The organism is Mycobacterium sp. 1274761.0, assembly GCF_001668615.1.
GTDB lineage: Bacteria > Actinomycetota > Actinomycetes > Mycobacteriales > Mycobacteriaceae > Mycobacterium.
The window spans coordinates 88,025-106,823 of sequence record NZ_LZMC01000112.1 but is presented as its reverse complement, the minus strand read 5'-3'; the positions used below and the strand labels follow the sequence as shown (position 1 = coordinate 106,823).

Here is an 18,799-nt window from a genome sequence, read left to right as displayed (position 1 = left end):
AGCCGACTCGCGCTCGGCGCGGGGACAGGGATCAGCGTGCGGGCCGTAGTCTTAGTAGACGTGAAGTCCGTCGTCAGCACACTCGCCGCGCTGAGCGCTGCGGTGATCTCGACGGCCAAACAAATCCCCCGTCGCCAGCTGACCGCCATCACCACGACGATTGTGATCCTCGTCGCAGTGTTGTTTCTGGTGCCGCGGCCCGGCGCGGTGGAGCTGCGGGATTGGGCCTCATCGCTCGGCCCGTGGGTGCCGCTGGCCTTCCTCGCCGCGCACATCGTCGTCACCGTTTTTCCGTTCCCCCGCACGGCGTTCACGCTGGCGTCGGGCCTGCTGTTCGGCCCGTGGCTGGGCATTGCGATCGCGGTCGTCGCCAGCGCGGTCAGCGCGTTGCTCGCGCTGCTGCTGGTTCGCGCGGCGGGCTGGCGGCTCGAGCGACTGGTCCCCCACCCGCGGCTCAAGAGCCTTGATACCCGGCTGCGCCAGCGCGGTTGGCTGACGGTGATGTCGATGCGGTTGATCCCGGCCGTGCCGTTTTCAGTGCTCAACTACGCCGCGGCTGCATCGGCCGTGCGGGTGGTGCCCTACACGTGGGCGACGCTGGCCGGGCTGCTGCCGGGCACCGCCGCGGTCGTCGTTCTCGGCGACGCGCTGACCAACCACATCAACCCGCTGCTGATCGCCGTCTCGTTGTTCACCGCCGGTCTGGGTGTCGCCGGCCTGGTCTACGAGATCCGCGCGTACCCGCGCCATCACGCGGCCGACAGAGCGCCCACAACCGAAGAGGCCACGGCCACCCGCTGAGCGGTCAGCCGCTACAGCTCCACGTTGCCGCCGTGGCGGCCCACCGGCGGCGCCTGCGGCGGCTGCTGGTGGATCGGCTGTTGTGTCTGCTGCGAATACTGAACGGGCGCAGTGGAGTTCGTCGGCGCCGAGCCGATGGCGCCCTGGACCGGTGCACGCGCCTCGGCCTCCGCCTTCGCGACGGCCTGCGCGATCGCGGGATCGGTCTCCGTGGAGAACCAGTCGGCTACCTCGTCGGAGTCGTCCTCCGGCTTCGGCAGGTCGTCATCGATCGGCGACGGCTGGTAGCGGAACACGCCGTCGTCGCCGGGTGCGCCGAGCAACTTGGTGAACCCCTGAAGCGCCGCGCCGAAATCACTGGGCACCAGCCATACCTTGTTCGCCTCGCCCTTGGCCATCAGCGGCAGGGTCTGCAGGTACTGGTAGGCCAGCATCTCGGGCGTCGGGCGGCCGGCCTTGATCGCGGCGAACGTCTTCTCGATCGCCTTGGCCTGACCCTGCGCCTGGTAGTACTGCGCCGCGCGCTCGCCCTGGGCACGCAGCATGCGTGACTGACGATCGGCCTCGGCCGCCAGGATCGCGGCCTGCTTGGCGCCCTCGGCGGCCAGGATCTGCGACTGCTTCTGCCCCTCGGCCTGTTTGATCGACGCCTCGCGGGTGCCTTCGGCGGTGAGGATCATCGCGCGCTTCTCGCGGTCGGCGCGCATCTGCTTTTCCATCGAGTCCTGGATGGATGGCGGCGGGTCAATGCTGCGCAGTTCGACACGCGCCACCCGCAGCCCCCAGCGGCCGGTCGCCTCGTCCAGCACCCCCCGCAGCTGGGCGTTGATCTGGTCGCGGGAGGTCAGCGTCTGCTCCAAGGTCATGCCGCCGACGACGTTACGCAGCGTCGTCGTGGTCAGCTGCTCGACGCCGACGATGTAGTTGCTGATCTGGTAGACCGCCGCCTGCGGGTTGGTGACCTGGAAGTAGACGACGGTGTCGATGTTCACCGTCAGGTTGTCCTCGGTGATCACCGGCTGCGGCGGGAACGACACCACACGCTCGCGCAGGTCCACCCGCGCCCGGATCCGGTCGATGAACGGCAGCAGCAGCGTGAGCTGTCCGGACACCGTCTTGCTGTAGCGACCCAGCCGTTCGATGACGGCGGCCTCGGCCTGCGGGATCAACGCGACCGACTTCGCAACAACGATGGCCGCGAAGATCACCAATACACCGACGAGGACCAGCCCGGCGACGGCACCTTCCATGACGGGTTCCTTCCCTGGTTGCCCAGTGTTCTCTAGACGACTTTCTGGACCACGGCGGTGGCGCCGTCGATACGCACGACGGTGACATGATCGCCAGGTTCGTAGACATCGTTGTCGTTGAAGGGCCGCGCCGTCCAGACCTCGTTATCGAGTCTCACCTGGCCTTCGTGCCGCGCGACCCGGTCGAGCACCAGCGCGCTCTTGCCCTCGAGCTCTTGCGGGCGGTCCGGCAGCCCCGGGCCCGACTGGAAATGCCGCCGCAACGCCGGCCGGACCAGAACCAGCAGCAGCACCGACACGACGGCGAACACCGCCCCGTGAATCCACAAGTCGTCGAACAGGAGGCTGGACCCGGCGGCCGCCAGGGCGCCCCCGCCGAGCATCAGCAGAAACAGGTCGCCGGTGAGGGCTTCAGCTCCGGCGAGAGCCAGCGCCGCGACCAGCCAGATCAGCGCAACGGGCATGCCGCGAGCCTAGCGCGTGGGCCGCCTCTAAAGCGGCGAACAACTACACTGCGAGCATCATGTGGTGCCCTAGTGTTTCGCTGTCGGTGTGGGCCAATTCCTGGCTCGCAGGAGCCGCCGCGCCCGACGACGTCCTTGACGCGCTATCGCAATGGGCGCCAAGGCATTCGGTGACGGCGTATGACGCCGTCGCGGCCGGGAGCACCGGCCTGCCCTGGCCTGATGTGAACCACTCGGGAACCATGTCGCTACTGCAGACGCTGCGTACCGCGGCCGGGCCGCCTGCCGGCGTGCCGGCCATCGCCGTGGTCCTTCCCGTGCCCGGCGACGTCCGCGGTCTGCCTGCGGGCACGCAATTTCAGCGCGACGCGGTGGCCGCGGCCGAAGCGATCGTCGTCGACGGCGGGCCGTCGGCGCAGCCGATCGGGTTGGTGCCTGACTTCGAATACGATGACTCCGAGTCCTTCGACGACTCCGACGACGCCGAACTGTCCGGACTCAGCTGGACGGTGTATTCGATGCCCGCCGCACCGGTCGCCGCGCACATCGACCTCGGGGAGGCGGAATTGGCGCTGCGCTCGGCGGTTCGCTCGGCCGCCGAGGCGCTGGGCGCGCTGCGCGCCGAGGTGGGCAGCATGGACGTCGCCGATCCGCGCAGGCTCGTGGAAGAGGTGATGGAGGCCACCGGCCTGCACCGCGCGCCCGATCATGCCCCGTCGCGTGCGCTGCGGGTGTTGGAGAACGCCGCGCACATCGACGCGATCGTCACCGTCAGCTCGGGTCTGATGCCGATCGGTCTGCAGAGTTCATCGGAGGCGCAGATCGCCAACGAGGCGCTGCGGCCGCTGGCCGCGGTGGTGCGCTCGGCGCGGCTGGCCGCGGTCAGCGCGATCCTGAACTCGGCGTGGCGCTGACGGCGTCAGGGCTTTCCGCATTCGGGCGTGCATAGCGCCCCGTCGACCGAAAAGCCATATGCCGGTGGGCAATCCAGGCCGGGGGGCGCTTCGGCGCGTGACGGCTCACGGCCGTCGCGAAGCTCGTCAATCAAGTCGAGCGCCAGTTGAGCGAAGCGGCGGTCGGCGTTGGGTGTCAACACGCGGGCGAACGCCACCCCGAGTTGGTCGGCCTGTTGGCGCAGTTCGTTGTCCAGATCCCAGACCACCTCAATGTGGTCGGCGACGAAACCGATCGGACAGACGATGACGGCCTTTGTGCCGGCCTCGGCCAGCGCCGACAAATGGTCAGCCACATCGGGTTCCAGCCACGGCACCTGCGGCGGACCCGACCGCGACTGCCACACCTGGTCGTGGTCGGCATATCCCGCGCGGTCGGCCACGAGCCGCGAGGCGTAGGCCACCTGGCGAGCGTAAAGGTCGGCGCCGCAATGGGAACGGGCCGACAGCGGGACGGAGTGCGCGGTGAACACCAGCCGGGCCTCGTCACGCAGCTCGGCGGGCAGGGTCTGCTCGGCGGCGGCGACCGCCTCGACGAACATCTCGATGAACAGCGGATGGTCGAAGTACTGCCGCAGCTTGACCAGCTCGGGGGCGCGATCGCCCGCTGCGGCGCGACCGCGGGCGATGTCCTCGTTGTACTGGGCGCAACTGGAGTAACCAGCCCATGCCGATGTGGTGAACACCGCTGCGCGGCGAATCCCGTTGTCGCGCATGGCGATCACCGCATCCTCGACGTACGGCTCCCAGTTGCGGTTGCCGAAGTACACCGGCAGCTCGAGCCCGCGCTCGGCGAGTTCTGCCGCCAGCTGCTCGATCAGTGCGCGGTTGATGCCGTTGATCGGTGACACACCGCCGAAATGCAGGTAGTGCTCGGCGACCGCGGCGAGCCGTTCTGCCGGGATGCCGCGGCCGCGAGTCACGTTCTCCAGGAAGGGCATTACCTGCTCGGGCGCCTCCGGGCCGCCGAACGACAGCAGCAGGATGCCATCAAAGTCCATTAGAGAAGCTGAGTGTGTGCGCCGCCGTCGGCGTAGACCACGGTTCCTGTGGTGGCGGGCAGCCAGTCCGACAGCAGGGCGCAGACCGTCTTGGCGACCGGCGTCGGGTCCTTCATGTCCCAGCCGATGGGCGCACGCTGGTCCCAGCCCTCCTCGAGCAGCCGCATCTGGTCGCCGGCCTCGGCGCCCAACGCACCACCGACGATCGCGCTCATGGCCAGCGTGCGGATCGGGCCCGCGGCAACGAGGTTCGACCGCACACCGAACGGGCCTGCCTCGCGCGCGACGAAGCGGTTCACCGATTCCAGCGCGCTCTTGGCGACGGTCATCCAGTTGTAAGCCGGCATCGCTCTGGTCGGGTCGAAGTCCATGCCGACGATCGAGCCGCCCGTGTTCATGATCGGCAGCGTCGCCTTGGCCAGCGACGCGTAGGAGTACGCCGAGATGTGAATGCCCTTGGAGACGTCCTCGTACGGCGCGTCGAAGAACGGATTGATCCCCATTCCCGTCTGCGGCATGAATCCGATCGAGTGCACCACCCCGTCGAGCCTGTTGCCCTCACCGATCACCTCGGTGATGCGGTCGGCCAAGGTGTCCAAATGCTCGTTGTTCTGGACGTCGAGTTCGAGCAGCGGCGCCTTCTCCGGCAGCCGGTCGGCGATGCGCTGGATCAATTTCATCCGGTCGAAGCCCGTGAGCACCAGCTCGGCCCCGGACTCCTGGGCCACCTTGGCGATGTGGAACGCGATCGACGAGTCGGTGATGATGCCCGTGACGAGGATGCGCTTGCCTTCGAGCAGACCTGCCATGTGAAAGTCCTTCTCTCTATCGAGGATTAATGGCCCATGCCCATGCCGCCGTCGACCGGGATCACGGCGCCGGAAATATAGCTGGCGTCCTCGGACGCCAGGAAGCTGACCACGCCGGCGACCTCGGCGGCGGTGCCGACCCGCTTGGCCGGCACGAATCCGAGTGCGCCCTCCTGGATCCGCTCGTCGAGCGCGCGGGTCATGTCGGTGTCGATGTAGCCGGGTGCCACCACGTTGGCGGTGACGTTCGCCTTCGTCAACTCCCGCGAGATCGAGCGGGCCATGCCGATCAGCCCGGCCTTGGAGGCCGCGTAGTTGGCCTGGTTGCCCACACCCCACATGCCCGACACCGAGCCGATGAAGATCAGCCTGCCGAACCGGTTGCGCTGCATGCTGCGCGATGCGCGCTGGGCCACCCGGAACGTTCCGGTGAGGTTCGCGTCGATGACCTTCTCGAACTTCTCGACGGTCATCCGCATGAGGAAGGCATCGGCGGCGAGGCCGGCGTTGGCCACCACCACCTCGACCGGACCCTGATGCTCCTCGACCTCGGTGAAGGCGCGGTCGACGGCGTCCGTGTCGGTGATATCGCACTCCACGCCGAATAACCCCTCGGGCACACCGGATCCGCGGTGCGTGGCGGCCACCTTGTGGCCGTCGGCGGCCAGCCGCTGGGCGATGGCGAGGCCGATGCCGCGGTTACCACCAGTCACCAGCACTGACCGGGAGACGAAGGGCGGACGACCGCCCGCTGGTTGGCCGGCAGTCTCGGCTTCAGTCGTGTCTTCGCCTTCGCTGCTCCTCGCGTGCGCAGTCATGCCCGCCAACTTAACGTGTGTCGACCATTCTTAAGAAATCGCCTTAGTTGGGCAGGCGGCGGTTGATCAGCAGCGCCGCAACGGCGGCCAGCGCCGCCACCAACGCACCAAGCCGTAGCCAGCCCGTGCTGGCGTCGCCCTTCTGCGTCTCGTAACCAATCTGCTCCTGCAGGTTGGTGAAGACCTCCTTGAGCTGGTCCACGCTCGATGCGCTGTAGGACTGTCCACCGGAGAGCTGGGCGACCTTCTTGAGCATCTCGTCGTCGACGGGCACCGGCGTGCGCTGACCGTTCATGTCCACGGTGCCGTTGGGAGTGCCGAACGACACCGTGGAAATCGGCACACCCTGATCCTTGGCGGTGCGCGCCGCGGTGAACGCGCCCTTGGGGTTGTCCGGGTTCTGCGGCACGGTCTCCTTGCCGTCGCTCATAAGCACGATGCGCGCCGGCGGCGGCGTGTCACCCCCACCGATCACGGCTCCGACGGTGGAGATCGACTGCAACGCGGTGAAGATGGCCTCCCCCGTCGCGGTGCGGTCGGCCACCTGCAGCTTGTCGATCGCGTTCTTGGAGGCGTCGCGGTTGGTCGTCGGCGACACCAACACGGTGGCCGCCCCGGCATAGGAGATCAGCCCGAGGTTGACCCCCGGTGTCATCTGATCGACGAACGCCTTGGCGGCCTCCTGCGTAGCGGCCAGCCGGTTGGGTGAAACGTCGGTGGCGCGCATCGACTGCGACACGTCGATCACCAACATCACCACGGCCCGGTTGCGGGGAATGCGGACGTCATGGGTGGGTCCGGCCATCGCGATGGTGAACAGCACCAGCGACAGCATCAGAAGGACAGTCGCCAGATGCCGCCACCGCGACGGGCGTTGCGGTGCAACGCTTTCGAGCAACTCCGTGTTGGCGAACCGCGTCAGCCGCCTGCGCCGCGCGATCTGCGTGGCGACGTAGAGCCCGATCAGGCTCAGCACCACCAACAGGAACAGAAAAGCCCAGGCATGGTCGAAGCCCGTGAGTGTCATCGCGCCGAGCATCGGTAACGTCATGTGCTGCTTACCATTTCCATTGCTAGTTGGGTAGCCGGCGGTTGAGCAGCATGGCCGCCAGGGCCGCCAGGGCCAGGATGACAGCGCCCAGCCGCAGCCAGCCCGCGCTGGCGTCACCCTTGATGGTCTCGTAACCGATCTGCTGCTGCAGGTTCGAATAGACCTCGCGCAGCTGATCCAGGCTGGACGCGGTGTACGCCTCCCCGCCGGAGAGATCGGCGATCCTGCGCAGCATGTCGTCGTCGACAGGCACGGGCTGGCGTTGGTCGTTGATCTCGACGTAGCCGTAGGGCGTGCCGAAGGAGATGGTCGAGATCGGCACGCCCTGGTCCTTTGCGGTGCGCGCCGCGGTGTAGGCACCCTTCGGGTTGTCCGGGTTGGACGGCACCGTCTCCTTGCCGTCGGAGAACAACACGATGCGGGCCGGCGGCGGCTCGTCGCCTCCGCCGATCACCGCTCCGACGGTGGCGATGGCCTGTAGAGCGGTGAAGATGCCCTCACCGGTCGCGGTGCGGTCGGCCAACTGCAGCTTGTCGATCGCGTTCTTCGTCGCCTCCCGGTTGGTGGTCGGCGACACCAGCACGGTGGCGGTCCCCGCGTAGGCGATCAGCCCGAGGTTGATGCCCGGGGTGAGCTCGTCGGCGAACTGCTTGGACGCCTCCTGCGCGGCGGCCAGCCGGTTGGGTGACACGTCGGTGGCGCGCATGGACTGTGACACGTCAATCACCAGCATGACCACGGCGCGGTTACGCGGGATGCGCACGTCGTGGGTCGGTCCTGCCATCGCGACGGTGAAGAACAGCAGCGAGATGACGAGCAGGATCGCGGGCAGGTGTCGCCAGCGCGTAGGCCGTTTCGGCGCAACGCTTTCCAGCAACTCCATATTCGCAAAGCGCAACATCCGTCGTTGCCGGCCCAGCTGAACGACGATGTAGAGCACCGCTATGGCGGCGACCACGAAGAGAAACAGGAAAAACCAAGCGTGTTCGAATCCCGACAACGTCATCGGCCCGAGCAACGGTAAAGTCATGTGGCAGTTGTCATTTCGATGGTTTTACGAGCTGAGCAATCTTCTCTTCGCGCAAGCACTCATCGGCCCGCCAACGCTCCCCGCCGGCGCTGGGCAACGAACCGGACCACGTCGGCGATCCAGTCCCGGTCGGTGCGTAGCGTCAGCAGCGGCGCGTCACAGCGGCGCAGAGTGCGGGCCACCTCTTCCCGATGCGCGGCCGCGGCCTTCTCGAAGTCCGAACGCAGTTGTTCGTCGATGGTGAACTCGCGCGTGACGCCGGATTCGGTGTCCTGCAGGATCACATCGCCGACGGGCGGCAGTTCGACGTCGCGCGGATCGATGACCTCGATGCCGAGTACCTCGTGCCGACCGGCGATGGCGCGCAGCGGACGCATCCAGTTGATCGGGCCGAGGAAGTCGCTGATGATCACCGCCATCCCCCGGCGTCGTTCGGGCCGCCGCAACGCATCGATCGCGGCGGCCAGGTTGCCCCGCACGCCGGGCGGCGCCTTGGGCATGGTCGCGATGGTGCGCAGCATCTCCTGTTCGTGCATGCGGCCCGACAGCGCGGGTACCCGCCGCATCGAGTCGCCGTTGGCGATGATCGCGCCGATACGGTTACCCCCGCCGCTGTTGAGGAACGTTATGGCCGCGGCCGCCGCGACCGCGAGATCACGCTTTTCACAGCCGGTGGTGCCGAAGTCGAGGCTGGCCGACATGTCGACCACCAGCCAGGTCTCGAGTTCCCGGTCCGCGATCATCTGGCGGACGTGCGGGTGCGTGGTGCGCGCGGTGACCGACCAGTCCATCCGGCGCACGTCGTCACCGGGCTGGTACAGCCGCGACTCCCCCGGCTCGGATCCCGGGCCGGGCAGCAGGCCGAGGTGGTCGCCGTGCAGCACGCCGTCGAGCTTGCGGCGCACGGTCAGTTCCAGCTTGCGCAGCGCCGCCGTCAGGGCAGGGTCACGGATCTCCCCTCGCTTCAGCGACGGCAGATCGACGTTGCGTCCTGAGGTGGTCACCGACCGCTGGCCGCCCCCGCTGCGGCGGGCACGACGGGCGGCACCGAATGACCTTGCTGCGGAATGGCATTCACTTGCGGCAGCGCCACGGTCTGCAGGATGCGGTTGATCACCGTCTCTGCGGAGATCTCGTCGGCGAGCGCGTCATAGGTCAGCACTAGGCGGTGGCGCAGCACGTCGGGGATTACCTCGACGACGTCCTGCGGTACGACGTAGTCACGCCCCCGCACCAGGGCCAGTGCCCGGGCAGCGGCGATGATGCCGAGCGACGCGCGGGGCGAGGCGCCGTAGGCGATCCACGCCCTGGCGTCGGGCATGCCGAACTTCTCCGGGGTGCGGGTGGCGGTGACGACCCGCACGACGTAGTCGACGAGTGCGTGGTGGACGAACGTGTTCGCCGCCACGTCCTGCAAGCGCAGCAGGTCGCCGGGGGCGAGCACCTGCTTGGGCTCCGGCGGCTTGACGCCCATCCGGTAGATGATCTCGCGCTCTTCCTCTGGCGAGGGGTAGTCGATGTTGAGCTTGAACAGGAAGCGGTCGCGCTGCGCCTCCGGCAGCGCATAGACGCCTTCCTGCTCGATCGGGTTCTGGGTCGCCATCACCAGGAACGGCGCGGGTAGCGGGAAGGTCTTGCCGCCGATGGAGATCTTGCGCTCGGCCATGACCTCCAGCAGCGCGGATTGCACCTTGGCCGGCGCTCGGTTGATCTCGTCCGCGAGCAGAAAGTTGACCACGACCGGGCCGAGCTCGATGTCGAACTCCTCCTTGCCCTGTCGGTAGATCCGGGTACCGATGATGTCGGTGGGCACCAGGTCGGGGGTGAACTGGATACGGGCGAACGTGCCGCCGACCACCTTGGCAAAGGTTTCCACGGCCAGCGTCTTGGCCACACCCGGCACGCCTTCCAGCAGCACGTGTCCTTTCGCCAGCAGGCCGACGAGCATGCGCTCCACCAGTTGGTCCTGGCCAACGATGATGCGCTTGACCTCGAAGATGGCGCGTTCCAGCGTGTGCACCTCGCCTTGCAGGCCACCGGAGTTCGCGGGCGGCGGCGAAGCAGCGTGAGTGTTAGGGGGGTAACCCTGCGCCGGGCCTTGCGGCCCACCTGCTGACGTCATCGACGATCCTCTTGGTTGTTCTGAAGTAAAGACGCAGGTCGTGCGCCGCGGGCCGGGTGCCCGCCGTCAACTATTCCAGGCACTACGAAATCCGTCGACGTGGCCCGGGACAGTTCAGTGTCCCCTCAGGGCTGTCTCAGGATTCGATAATCCGCGCGGCGAACGGCTGCAATCCGGCGGTCCGCACGGGGCTGACCGTCACCTTGCCCGCGCTGCCCGACGCCTCGAGCATCCGGCCGTTGCCGAGGTACATCGCGACGTGCTGGCTTCCGCCAGGGCCCCAGAAGATGAGGTCCCCGCGCTTGGCCTGAGCCACCGGCACCTGGCGACCTGTCTTGTACTGGTCGCCGGAGAACCTCGGGATCGGCACACCGACGCCGGCGAACATGTAGCGGGTCAACCCCGAACAGTCGAAGCCGATCTTGCCCTCGTCACCGTCGACACCGGGTCCGGGGCCGGTGAGAGTGCCGCCTCCCCATGAATACGGCACTCCCATCTGCGATCCGCCGCGACGAATCGCGTACTCGATCGCTTGCGGCCCACGGACCCGGCCCCCGGGCATGGCGCCCTGGCTCTTGTTGCCGCCCAGCCCGATGCTCTGAAGGAACTGCTGTCCGAGGTTTTGGGTGGTGGTGAGAGCGAGCTGGCTCACTTCGAACGAGGCGTTCGCGATGGCCACCGGATCGCCGGGAGCCCCCGCGCTGAAGACCTTCGGCAGCGTCGGATCCCACTGCCCGTCGTCCGGTGCGGCCGCGGCGGGCAGCGAAAGGCCCAGGGCGGTCACCACCGCGGCGAGGACCGGCAGGACAATCCGGGTGTAGTTGATTCGGTTGTGGCGCAACAATTTCAAGGAAACCACTCGCATCAGAACTCGATGTACCGGACGACGTAAGGCGTCATGCCGCTGGTTCGCACGGGCGAAACCTTCACGTGTGAACCGGTGTACGGCGCCTCCAGCATCTGGCCGTTGCCGAGATACAGCGTCACGTGCTGACTGCCGCCGGGGCCATAGAAGATCACGTCACCGCGGCGCATCTGCGATGACGGGATCTTGCGGCCCATGTCGTACTGGGCGCCCGAGTAGTGCGGCAGTTTGATGCCCACCCCGGCGAAGGCGTACAGGATGAGACCCGAACAGTCGAAACCGACCGTGTTGGAACCAGAGTCGATACCAACGCTCTTCCCGGCGGCGTTTCCCCCGCCCCACGAGTACGGCACACCGATTTGGGACATCGCACGCTGAATCACGTACTCGGAGGCCTGTCTACCGTAGACACGCGGGATGGCGCCGTTGGTGTAACCGCTCGGCGTGGGCAGAATGCCCATCTTGCGCAGGAAATTGCGGCCCATGTCGGCGGTGTATTGCGCCGACGTCGACGAGATGCCGAGCACTGTGTTGATGATCGCGATCGGATCGCCGCTGACGAACGCGCTGGGGATGGCGGGCAGGGTGGGGTCCCACAGGCTGGTGTCCCAGTTGGCCCCCGCAGGCGCAGGCGCTCCCGGCACACGGTCCCAGTTGCTCGACGAGTTCGCTTGTGGGGCAGCCGGTTTCGGCTGAGAACTGGCTGACGCCGACCAGGTGCGGGCCTCGGCGAGCTTGGCCTGGGCGGCGTTGCGCTGCGCAGTCAGCTCGCTGAGCTGACCCTGCTGGTCCTTGAACGTCTGCTGAGCCGACTTCAGCGCCTCCACCGCGGCGTCCTGGCTGGACTGGGCGTCGACGGCGGCCTGATCGGCCTTCTGCTTGGCCAGCCTCGCCGCGGACTCCTTGTTGACCTGCTCGGTGCGCGCACGCTGCAGATCGGCGACGACCTGCTGTGCGCTGGCGGCCAGCGTCTGGCCGGCGGAGGCGGTGTCGATCATGTCGGCAGGGTCGGCCGCCGTCAGATACGAGCTCGACGGGCCGTTGACATATGTCGACGCCGCGAAGGTGTCGAACCGCTTCTGCGCCGCGGTGATCGCGGCGTCCGCGTCATGAACCGCGCGCGCGCTCGCGTCGACCTCCTGTTGTGCGGCCGCGGCGTTGTCACGCGCGTTCTGCACCTCGACGATGGCCTTGTTGACGCTCTCCTGCTGAGCCTGCACCGACGCGCCGAGGTCCTGCAGCTTTTGGTTGACGTTGGCGATCGCGGCGACGAGCGAACCGACGGAGTCCGGGCTCACCGGCTCTGCGCCGGCGATCCCCGAGGTCGTCGGGATCGCAGTTCCCAGCAACACGCCGACGGCCACCGGAATCGCGAAGGCGCGAGGGGTGCGTCTCATTCGACTGAAGTCTCCTCGCAGAAGTAACACGAACCACACTTACACCAGTAGGTACTTCTGCACCGTACGTCACAACTGACGCTAAGGAAACTTTAGTCACGAACTACATATCTGTAATTAGACCGAGCGTGACCAAATGGTGATATTCGAATTCGGCTGGCCGTTCTGCCCGCCGTTATGCGCGGCTTATTCGGAGACTTTCGCCTATGCCTCTGGCGCGCTGCGCTTCGCCCTCACCTGCAGAAACCGGGTCGCGACGGCCGCCAGCAGTACCAGAAGAGTGAGCGCAATAGAGAACGTCGCCCACGGAAAGTGCGGCGTCGTCAACTCGCTGACGAAATTCTTCGACGACTGCACGGGATCGCCGTTCTTGGCGATATCTTGACCGGCCTCTAATGTCACGCGATCGAATTTCGTGCTGTAGGTGCCCGCCCACGACGGGCTCATCGCCAGCACGGTGGAACCTGGGTTCGCCTGCCCCACTTCGGTCGCGATATCCCGCAGCGGAGTGTCGATCGGCGGGTTGTTGGCGATGACCACAATCTTGAGGTCGATGCCGTGCTCGCGGGCGTCGGCCACTACCTGACGCAGTTCGGGTACGGCTTTCGCGTTGGCGGCCGGAACACTCACCCCGTCGTCGCGGACATCGGCAAGAACTTGGTTCATATCGACGTCGGGCGGGATATACGACGGAAGGAACGGAATCACGTGCGGGCCCGCGGACGTGAGGAGCGAAATGACACCGGTCACAGGAGAACCGTACGCGACGCCGGTCACAGGACGCGGCGCCACGCACCCGCGAAGACGAGACTGCAGCCACCGGGCTTGCCTTACAGGACAAGCGTACTGTTAGATTGGATGAGCCGACGACGACAGCCCGTCGCGGCGAGAAAATAGCCGGGAGTTGATGTGAGCAGCAAGGATTCGTTTGGAGCCCACGACACCCTCAAGGTCGGGGACAAGAGCTACGAGATCTACCGCCTGGACGCGGTGAAGGGCACTGAGAAACTCCCCTACAGCCTCAAGGTGCTCGCCGAGAACCTCCTTCGTACGGAGGACGGCACGAACATCACGAAGGAGCACATCGAAGCGATCGCGAACTGGGACGCCGACGCCGACCCGAGCGTGGAGATCCAGTTCACCCCTGCCCGCGTCATCATGCAGGACTTCACGGGTGTGCCCTGCATCGTCGACCTGGCCACCATGCGCGAAGCGGTCGGCGACCTCGGCGGAGACCCCGACAAGGTCAACCCGCTGGCGCCGGCCGATCTGGTGATCGACCACTCGGTGATCGCCGACCTGTTCGGCACCGAGAACGCCTTCGAGCGCAACGTCGAGATCGAATACGAGCGCAACGGCGAGCGCTATCAATTCCTGCGCTGGGGCCAGGGCGCATTCAATGACTTCAAGGTGGTGCCGCCCGGCACCGGCATCGTGCACCAGGTCAACATCGAGTACCTCGCCCGCGTGGTGTGGGAGCGCGACGGCGTCGCCTACCCCGACACATGCGTGGGCACCGACTCGCACACGACGATGGAAAACGGCCTAGGCGTGTTGGGCTGGGGCGTCGGCGGTATCGAGGCCGAGGCGGCCATGCTGGGTCAGCCGGTGTCCATGCTGATCCCCCGCGTCGTCGGCTTCAAGCTGACCGGCGAGCGTAAGCCCGGTGTCACCGCCACCGACGTCGTACTTACCGTCACCGAGATGCTGCGCAAGCATGGCGTGGTCGGCAAGTTCGTCGAGTTCTACGGTGAGGGTGTGGCCGAGGTACCGCTGGCCAACCGCGCGACGCTGGGCAACATGAGCCCCGAATTCGGTTCCACCGCAGCCATTTTTCCGATCGACGAAGTCACGATCGAGTACCTGAAGATGACGGGCCGCAGCGAGGAGCAGTTGGCCCTGGTGGAGGCCTACGCCAAAGAGCAGGGCATGTGGCACGACCCGAAGCGCGAGGCGAAATATTCCGAGTATATCGAGCTGGACCTCGGCGACGTGGTCGCCTCCATCGCCGGCCCGAAGCGTCCGCAAGACCGCATCGCGCTGTCCGATGCGAAGTCGGCGTTCCGCAAGGACATCCACAACTACGTCGAGAACGGCGACTCCCCCGCGCATTCCAAGCTGGACGAGGCCGTCGAGGAGACATTCCCGGCGAGTGATCCGGCGTCGAACCTTGCCTTCGCCGACGACGACGCGGTGGTGCCCTCGGCAGCGGTGGGGTCCGACGGCAGGCCGACGAACCCGGTCGAGGTCAAGTCCGACGAGCTCGGCGAGTTCATCCTCGACCACGGCGCGGTGGTGATCGCGGCGATCACGTCGTGCACCAACACCTCCAACCCCGAGGTCATGCTCGGTGCGGCGCTGCTGGCCAAGAACGCGGTGGACAAGGGGCTGACAACCAAGCCATGGGTGAAGACCACCATGGCGCCGGGCTCGCAGGTGGTCACCGATTACTACGAAAAGGCCGGCCTTTGGCCATATTTGGAGAAGCTCGGCTTCTACCTGGTCGGCTACGGCTGCACCACGTGCATCGGCAACTCCGGGCCCCTGCCCGACGAGATCTCCAAGGCGGTCAACGACGCCGACCTGTCGGTGACGGCGGTGCTGTCGGGCAACCGCAACTTCGAGGGCCGAATCAACCCGGACGTGAAGATGAACTACCTGGCGTCGCCGCCGCTGGTGATCGCTTACGCGCTGGCGGGCACGATGGACTTCGACTTCGACAACGAGCCGCTCGGCAAGGACACCGAGGGTAATGAGGTGTTTCTCAAAGACATCTGGCCGTCGCAGAAGGACATCAGCGACACTATCTCCTCGGCGATCAACACCGAGATGTTCACCAAGAACTACGCCGACGTGTTCAAAGGCGACGAGCGGTGGCGCAACCTGCCGACCCCCAGCGGAAACACCTTCGAGTGGGACGACAACTCGACGTATGTGCGCAAGCCGCCGTACTTCGACGGCATGCCCGCTGAGCCGGAGCCGGTCAGCGACATCAAGGGCGCCAGGGTGCTGGCGCTGCTGGGCGACTCGGTCACCACCGACCACATCTCGCCTGCGGGCAGCATCAAGCCGGGCACGCCGGCCGCGCAGTACCTCGATGAGCACGGAGTCGAGAAGAAGGACTACAACTCCTACGGCTCCCGTCGCGGCAACCACGAGGTCATGATCCGCGGCACATTCGCCAACATCCGCCTCAAAAACCAGCTGCTCGATGATGTGTCGGGCGGCTACACCCGCGATTTCACGAACGGCGGCGAGCAGGCGTTCATCTACGACGCCGCGCAGAACTATGCGGAGCAGGACATTCCGCTGGTCGTGTTGGGCGGCAAGGAGTACGGATCGGGCTCGTCACGCGACTGGGCGGCCAAAGGCACCAGGCTGCTCGGTGTGCGCGCGGTCATCGCCGAATCATTCGAGCGCATCCACCGCTCCAACCTGATCGGCATGGGCGTCATTCCGCTGCAGTTCCCCGAGGGTGAGTCGGCCGGGTCGCTGGGCCTCGACGGCACCGAGACCTTCGACATCACCGGCATCGAGGAGCTCAACGAGGGTAAGACGCCGAAGACAGTGCACGTCGAGGCGAGCAAGGACAGTGGGGATCCGATCGAGTTCGACGCCGTGGTCCGCATCGACACCCCGGGCGAGGCGGATTACTACCGCAACGGCGGCATCCTGCAGTACGTGCTGCGCAACATGCTCAAGTCGTAGGAAGCGGCGCTCGCGAGGAGAGGGGTTCTCAGTTGCCCCGGGTAACCGACGACCATCTGGCTGCCCGCCGCCGTCAGATCCTCGACGGTGCCCGGCGATGCTTTGCCGAGTACGGCTACGACAAGGCCACTGTACGCAGGCTCGAGCAGACGATAGGGCTCTCGCGCGGCGCGATCTTCCACCATTTTCGCGACAAGGACACGCTGTTCTTCGAATTGGCGCACGAGGACGCGGAGCGAATGGCGGATGTCGCGTCGCGCGAAGGCCTGATACAGGTCATGCGCGACATGCTCGCCGCCCCCGAGCAATTCGACTGGCTGGCCACCCGTCTGGAGATCGCGCGCAAGCTCCGCAACGATCCCGTTTTCAACAAAGGATGGTCGGAACGCTCGGCCGAATTGTCGGCGGCGACCACCGATCGACTGCGCAGGCAGAAGCAAGCCGGCCGCCTCCGCGACGACGTGCCCGGCGACGTCCTGCACATGTATTTGGACTTGGTGCTCGACGGTCTGGTCGCGCGGCTCGCTTCCGGCGATGACCCCGAAAAGCTCAGCGCCGTACTCGACCTCGTCGAATCATCAGTGCGCCAGCAATAGCTAGCGGCGGGTGCGGTGGTTCGGCCCACCGCGGCTTCGCATTGTGGTGCCGGACTCGCGCAGCATGCTATGTATCGACCCGTACGAGCGTCCCGTTGTGGCCACCAGCGACCGAATGCTCGCACCCCCCTCGTACGCCTGCCGCAACTCTTGCAGCAACTGCTCGCGAGATTTATTCGGTTTCTTCATCGACACCTCCCCACTGTGATGCCCCGACTAGTACCCAGCGTAAGAGACCCGAAACCCCGGGTACGAGATATTCGTGAAACGCGGCGGGGAGCCGCGTCAGGCCAACTCGATGAGTTCGGCGTAATCCTGCGACCAGAAGTCTTCGGTGCCGTCGGGTAGCAGCAGCACCCGCTGCGGATCCAGAGCTTCTGCGGCACCGGGATCGTGGGTCACGAGCACCACCGCGCCTTGGTAGCTGCGAAGCGCATCAAGCACCTGCTCGCGCGATGCCGGATCGAGGTTGTTGGTGGGCTCGTCGAGCAGCAGCACGTTTGCCGTCGACGCCACCAGACCGGCAAGGGCAAGCCTGGTCTTCTCGCCGCCGGATAGCGTGCCCGCGGGCTGATCCAGCTGCGGACCGCTGAACATGAAGGCGCCCAACAGGCCTCGCAGCTCCTGCTCCCCCGTATCGGGAGCGGCGTGACGGATGTTTTCCCACACGGTGGCGAGGTCGTCGAGCGTGTCGTGCTCCTGCGCGAAATAGCCGATCTTGAGCCCGTGGCCCGGCTCCAAACCACCGGTGTCGGACGTTTCCACCCCAGCGAGCAGGCGAAGCAGCGTCGTCTTTCCCGCGCCGTTGAGGCCCAGCACCACCACCCGGGAGCCGCGATCGATGGCCAGGTCAAGGCCGGTGAAGACCTCCAGCGAGCCGTAGGTCTTGGTCAGGTCCTTGGCCACCAGCGGGGTACGGCCGCACGGCGCGGGGCTCGGGAACTTGATCCGCGCGACCTTGTCGGCCACCCGCTCCTCGTCGAGCGCGGCCATCATGCGGTCGGCGCGGCGCAACATGTTTTGTGCGGCAACGGCTTTGGTAGCCTTGGCGCCCATCTTGGCGGCCTGGTTGCGCAACGCAGTGGCCTTGCGTTCGGCGTTGGCACGCTCGCGGCGGCGGCGCTGTTCGTCGGTCGCGCGCGCGTCGAGGTATTTCTGCCACGTCATGTTGTAGACGTCGACCTCGCCGCGCACCGCGTCGAGGAACCACACGCGGTTCACCACATCGGCCAGCAGCTCAACGTTGTGGCTGATCACGACGAGCCCGCCGGCATGGTTGTGCAGGAAATCGCGCAACCAGCCGATCGAGTCGGCGTCGAGGTGGTTGGTCGGCTCGTCGAGCAGAAGCGTCGTCGTGGAATTGGACCCGGCGCCGGCTCCTTCGCTTGCGGCGAACAGGATGCGCGCGAGTTCGACGCGACGACGCTGACCGCCGGACAGCGTGCGCAGGGGTTGGGTGAGGATCCGATCGGGCAGGCCGAGGCTTGCGCAGATCCGGCCGGCTTCGCTTTCGGCGCTGTACCCGCCGAGCGCGGCGAACCGCTCCTCGAGCTGACCGTAGCGTCGCACCGCACGATCGCGGGCGGCGTCGTCGGCCACCTCGGCCATCAACGCCTGCTGCTTCTCGAGATCGGCCAGCAGAGTATCGAGTCCGCGGGCCGACAAGACCCGGTCGCGAGCCAGCGTGTCGAGATTGCCTTCCCTGGGATCCTGTGGCAGATAACCGATTTCACCGGTGCGCGCGATGGTGCCCGCATACGGCTCACCTTCGCCGGCCAGGATGCGCATGGTGGTGGTCTTGCCCGCTCCGTTTCGCCCGACCAGCCCGATGCGGTCGCCGGGCTGCACCCGCAGTGCGGTTCCATCTGCGGACAGCAGCGTGCGCGCGCCTGCGCGGACCTCGAGGTCCGTTGCGGTGATCACGCTGCTGTCTC

The 18,799-nt window shown here is 66.6% G+C and carries 18 protein-coding genes; 4 read left to right on the top strand and 14 right to left on the bottom strand.

The genetic code is table 11. The features are described 5' to 3' along the window. Window positions 1-60: 60 nt before the first annotated feature. Window positions 61-801 carry a TVP38/TMEM64 family protein gene (locus A5651_RS24215; protein WP_066987248.1) on the top strand — a complete coding sequence of 247 codons (741 nt, stop codon included), beginning with the start codon at window positions 61-63 and terminating at the stop codon, window positions 799-801. 11 nt (window positions 802-812) lie between these two features. Here the strand turns inward: A5651_RS24215 and A5651_RS24210 are convergent, their stop codons facing one another. Further along, complete coding sequence (locus A5651_RS24210; protein WP_066987245.1) at window positions 813-2,051, bottom strand: SPFH domain-containing protein; 1,239 nt, start codon at window positions 2,049-2,051, stop codon at window positions 813-815. 32 nt (window positions 2,052-2,083) lie between these two features. After that, a complete protein-coding gene (locus A5651_RS24205) occupies window positions 2,084-2,515 on the bottom strand; it encodes an NfeD family protein (RefSeq protein ID WP_066987243.1) in 432 nt (143 codons plus the stop codon). A gap of 59 nt (window positions 2,516-2,574) precedes the next feature. Between A5651_RS24205 and A5651_RS24200 the strand changes: the two genes are divergently transcribed. Next, window positions 2,575-3,429: a hypothetical protein gene (locus tag A5651_RS24200; RefSeq protein ID WP_066987240.1), complete on the top strand. Its 855-nt coding sequence runs from the start codon at window positions 2,575-2,577 to the stop codon at window positions 3,427-3,429. 5 nt (window positions 3,430-3,434) lie between these two features. On the opposite strand, the gene A5651_RS24195 is transcribed toward A5651_RS24200, so the two are convergent. From A5651_RS24195 to A5651_RS24150, 10 genes are all read right to left on the bottom strand, one after another. After that, window positions 3,435-4,469 carry a ferrochelatase gene (locus A5651_RS24195; RefSeq protein ID WP_066987237.1) on the bottom strand — a complete coding sequence of 345 codons (1,035 nt, stop codon included), beginning with the start codon at window positions 4,467-4,469 and terminating at the stop codon, window positions 3,435-3,437. Next, the gene (inhA, locus tag A5651_RS24190) at window positions 4,469-5,278 is read right to left on the bottom strand and encodes an NADH-dependent enoyl-ACP reductase InhA (protein ID WP_066987234.1); all 810 of its coding nucleotides are present in this window, start codon (window positions 5,276-5,278) and stop codon (window positions 4,469-4,471) included. Before inhA ends, A5651_RS24195 begins: the two co-directional genes overlap by 1 nt. A 26-nt stretch (window positions 5,279-5,304) precedes the next feature. Continuing rightward, window positions 5,305-6,096 carry a 3-oxoacyl-ACP reductase FabG1 gene (gene fabG1, locus A5651_RS24185; RefSeq protein ID WP_066987231.1) on the bottom strand — a complete coding sequence of 264 codons (792 nt, stop codon included), beginning with the start codon at window positions 6,094-6,096 and terminating at the stop codon, window positions 5,305-5,307. A 43-nt stretch (window positions 6,097-6,139) separates the two neighbouring features. Beyond that, window positions 6,140-7,147: a VWA domain-containing protein gene (locus tag A5651_RS24180; RefSeq protein ID WP_066987228.1), complete on the bottom strand. Its 1,008-nt coding sequence runs from the start codon at window positions 7,145-7,147 to the stop codon at window positions 6,140-6,142. A 22-nt stretch (window positions 7,148-7,169) separates the two neighbouring features. Next, complete coding sequence (locus A5651_RS24175; RefSeq protein ID WP_066987225.1) at window positions 7,170-8,177, bottom strand: VWA domain-containing protein; 1,008 nt, start codon at window positions 8,175-8,177, stop codon at window positions 7,170-7,172. A 59-nt stretch (window positions 8,178-8,236) separates the two neighbouring features. Continuing rightward, on the bottom strand, window positions 8,237-9,181 hold the full coding sequence (locus A5651_RS24170) for a DUF58 domain-containing protein (protein ID WP_066987222.1): 945 nt from the start codon (window positions 9,179-9,181) through the stop codon (window positions 8,237-8,239). Next, window positions 9,178-10,299 carry a MoxR family ATPase gene (locus tag A5651_RS24165; protein WP_066987219.1) on the bottom strand — a complete coding sequence of 374 codons (1,122 nt, stop codon included), beginning with the start codon at window positions 10,297-10,299 and terminating at the stop codon, window positions 9,178-9,180. The genes A5651_RS24170 and A5651_RS24165 overlap by 4 nt, the downstream gene beginning before the upstream one ends. A gap of 136 nt (window positions 10,300-10,435) precedes the next feature. Further along, complete coding sequence (gene ripB / locus A5651_RS24160) at window positions 10,436-11,164, bottom strand: NlpC/P60 family peptidoglycan endopeptidase RipB (RefSeq protein ID WP_082943952.1); 729 nt, start codon at window positions 11,162-11,164, stop codon at window positions 10,436-10,438. Beyond that, window positions 11,164-12,561, bottom strand: coding sequence for an NlpC/P60 family peptidoglycan endopeptidase RipA (ripA, locus tag A5651_RS24155; RefSeq protein WP_066987217.1), 1,398 nt, complete (start codon window positions 12,559-12,561; stop codon window positions 11,164-11,166). The genes ripB and ripA overlap by 1 nt, the downstream gene beginning before the upstream one ends. 204 nt (window positions 12,562-12,765) lie before the next feature. Then, window positions 12,766-13,311, bottom strand: a complete 546-nt coding sequence (locus tag A5651_RS24150; protein ID WP_369803999.1) for a DUF6676 family protein — start codon at window positions 13,309-13,311, stop codon at window positions 12,766-12,768. 159 nt (window positions 13,312-13,470) lie between these two features. On the opposite strand from A5651_RS24150, the gene A5651_RS24145 reads away from it, so the two are divergent. Together A5651_RS24145 and A5651_RS24140 are read left to right on the top strand one after the other, a co-directional pair. After that, window positions 13,471-16,269, top strand: coding sequence for an aconitate hydratase (locus A5651_RS24145; RefSeq protein WP_066987214.1), 2,799 nt, complete (start codon window positions 13,471-13,473; stop codon window positions 16,267-16,269). A gap of 32 nt (window positions 16,270-16,301) precedes the next feature. Then, window positions 16,302-16,865 carry a TetR/AcrR family transcriptional regulator gene (locus tag A5651_RS24140; protein WP_066987212.1) on the top strand — a complete coding sequence of 188 codons (564 nt, stop codon included), beginning with the start codon at window positions 16,302-16,304 and terminating at the stop codon, window positions 16,863-16,865. Here A5651_RS24140 and A5651_RS25110 read toward each other — a convergent pair whose 3' ends face one another. Both A5651_RS25110 and A5651_RS24135 read right to left on the bottom strand, forming a co-directional pair. After that, the gene (locus tag A5651_RS25110; RefSeq protein WP_082943954.1) at window positions 16,866-17,054 is read right to left on the bottom strand and encodes a helix-turn-helix domain-containing protein; all 189 of its coding nucleotides are present in this window, start codon (window positions 17,052-17,054) and stop codon (window positions 16,866-16,868) included. 96 nt (window positions 17,055-17,150) lie between these two features. Continuing rightward, a complete protein-coding gene (locus A5651_RS24135; protein WP_066987209.1) occupies window positions 17,151-18,788 on the bottom strand; it encodes an ABC-F family ATP-binding cassette domain-containing protein in 1,638 nt (545 codons plus the stop codon). Window positions 18,789-18,799: the final 11 nt, after the last annotated feature.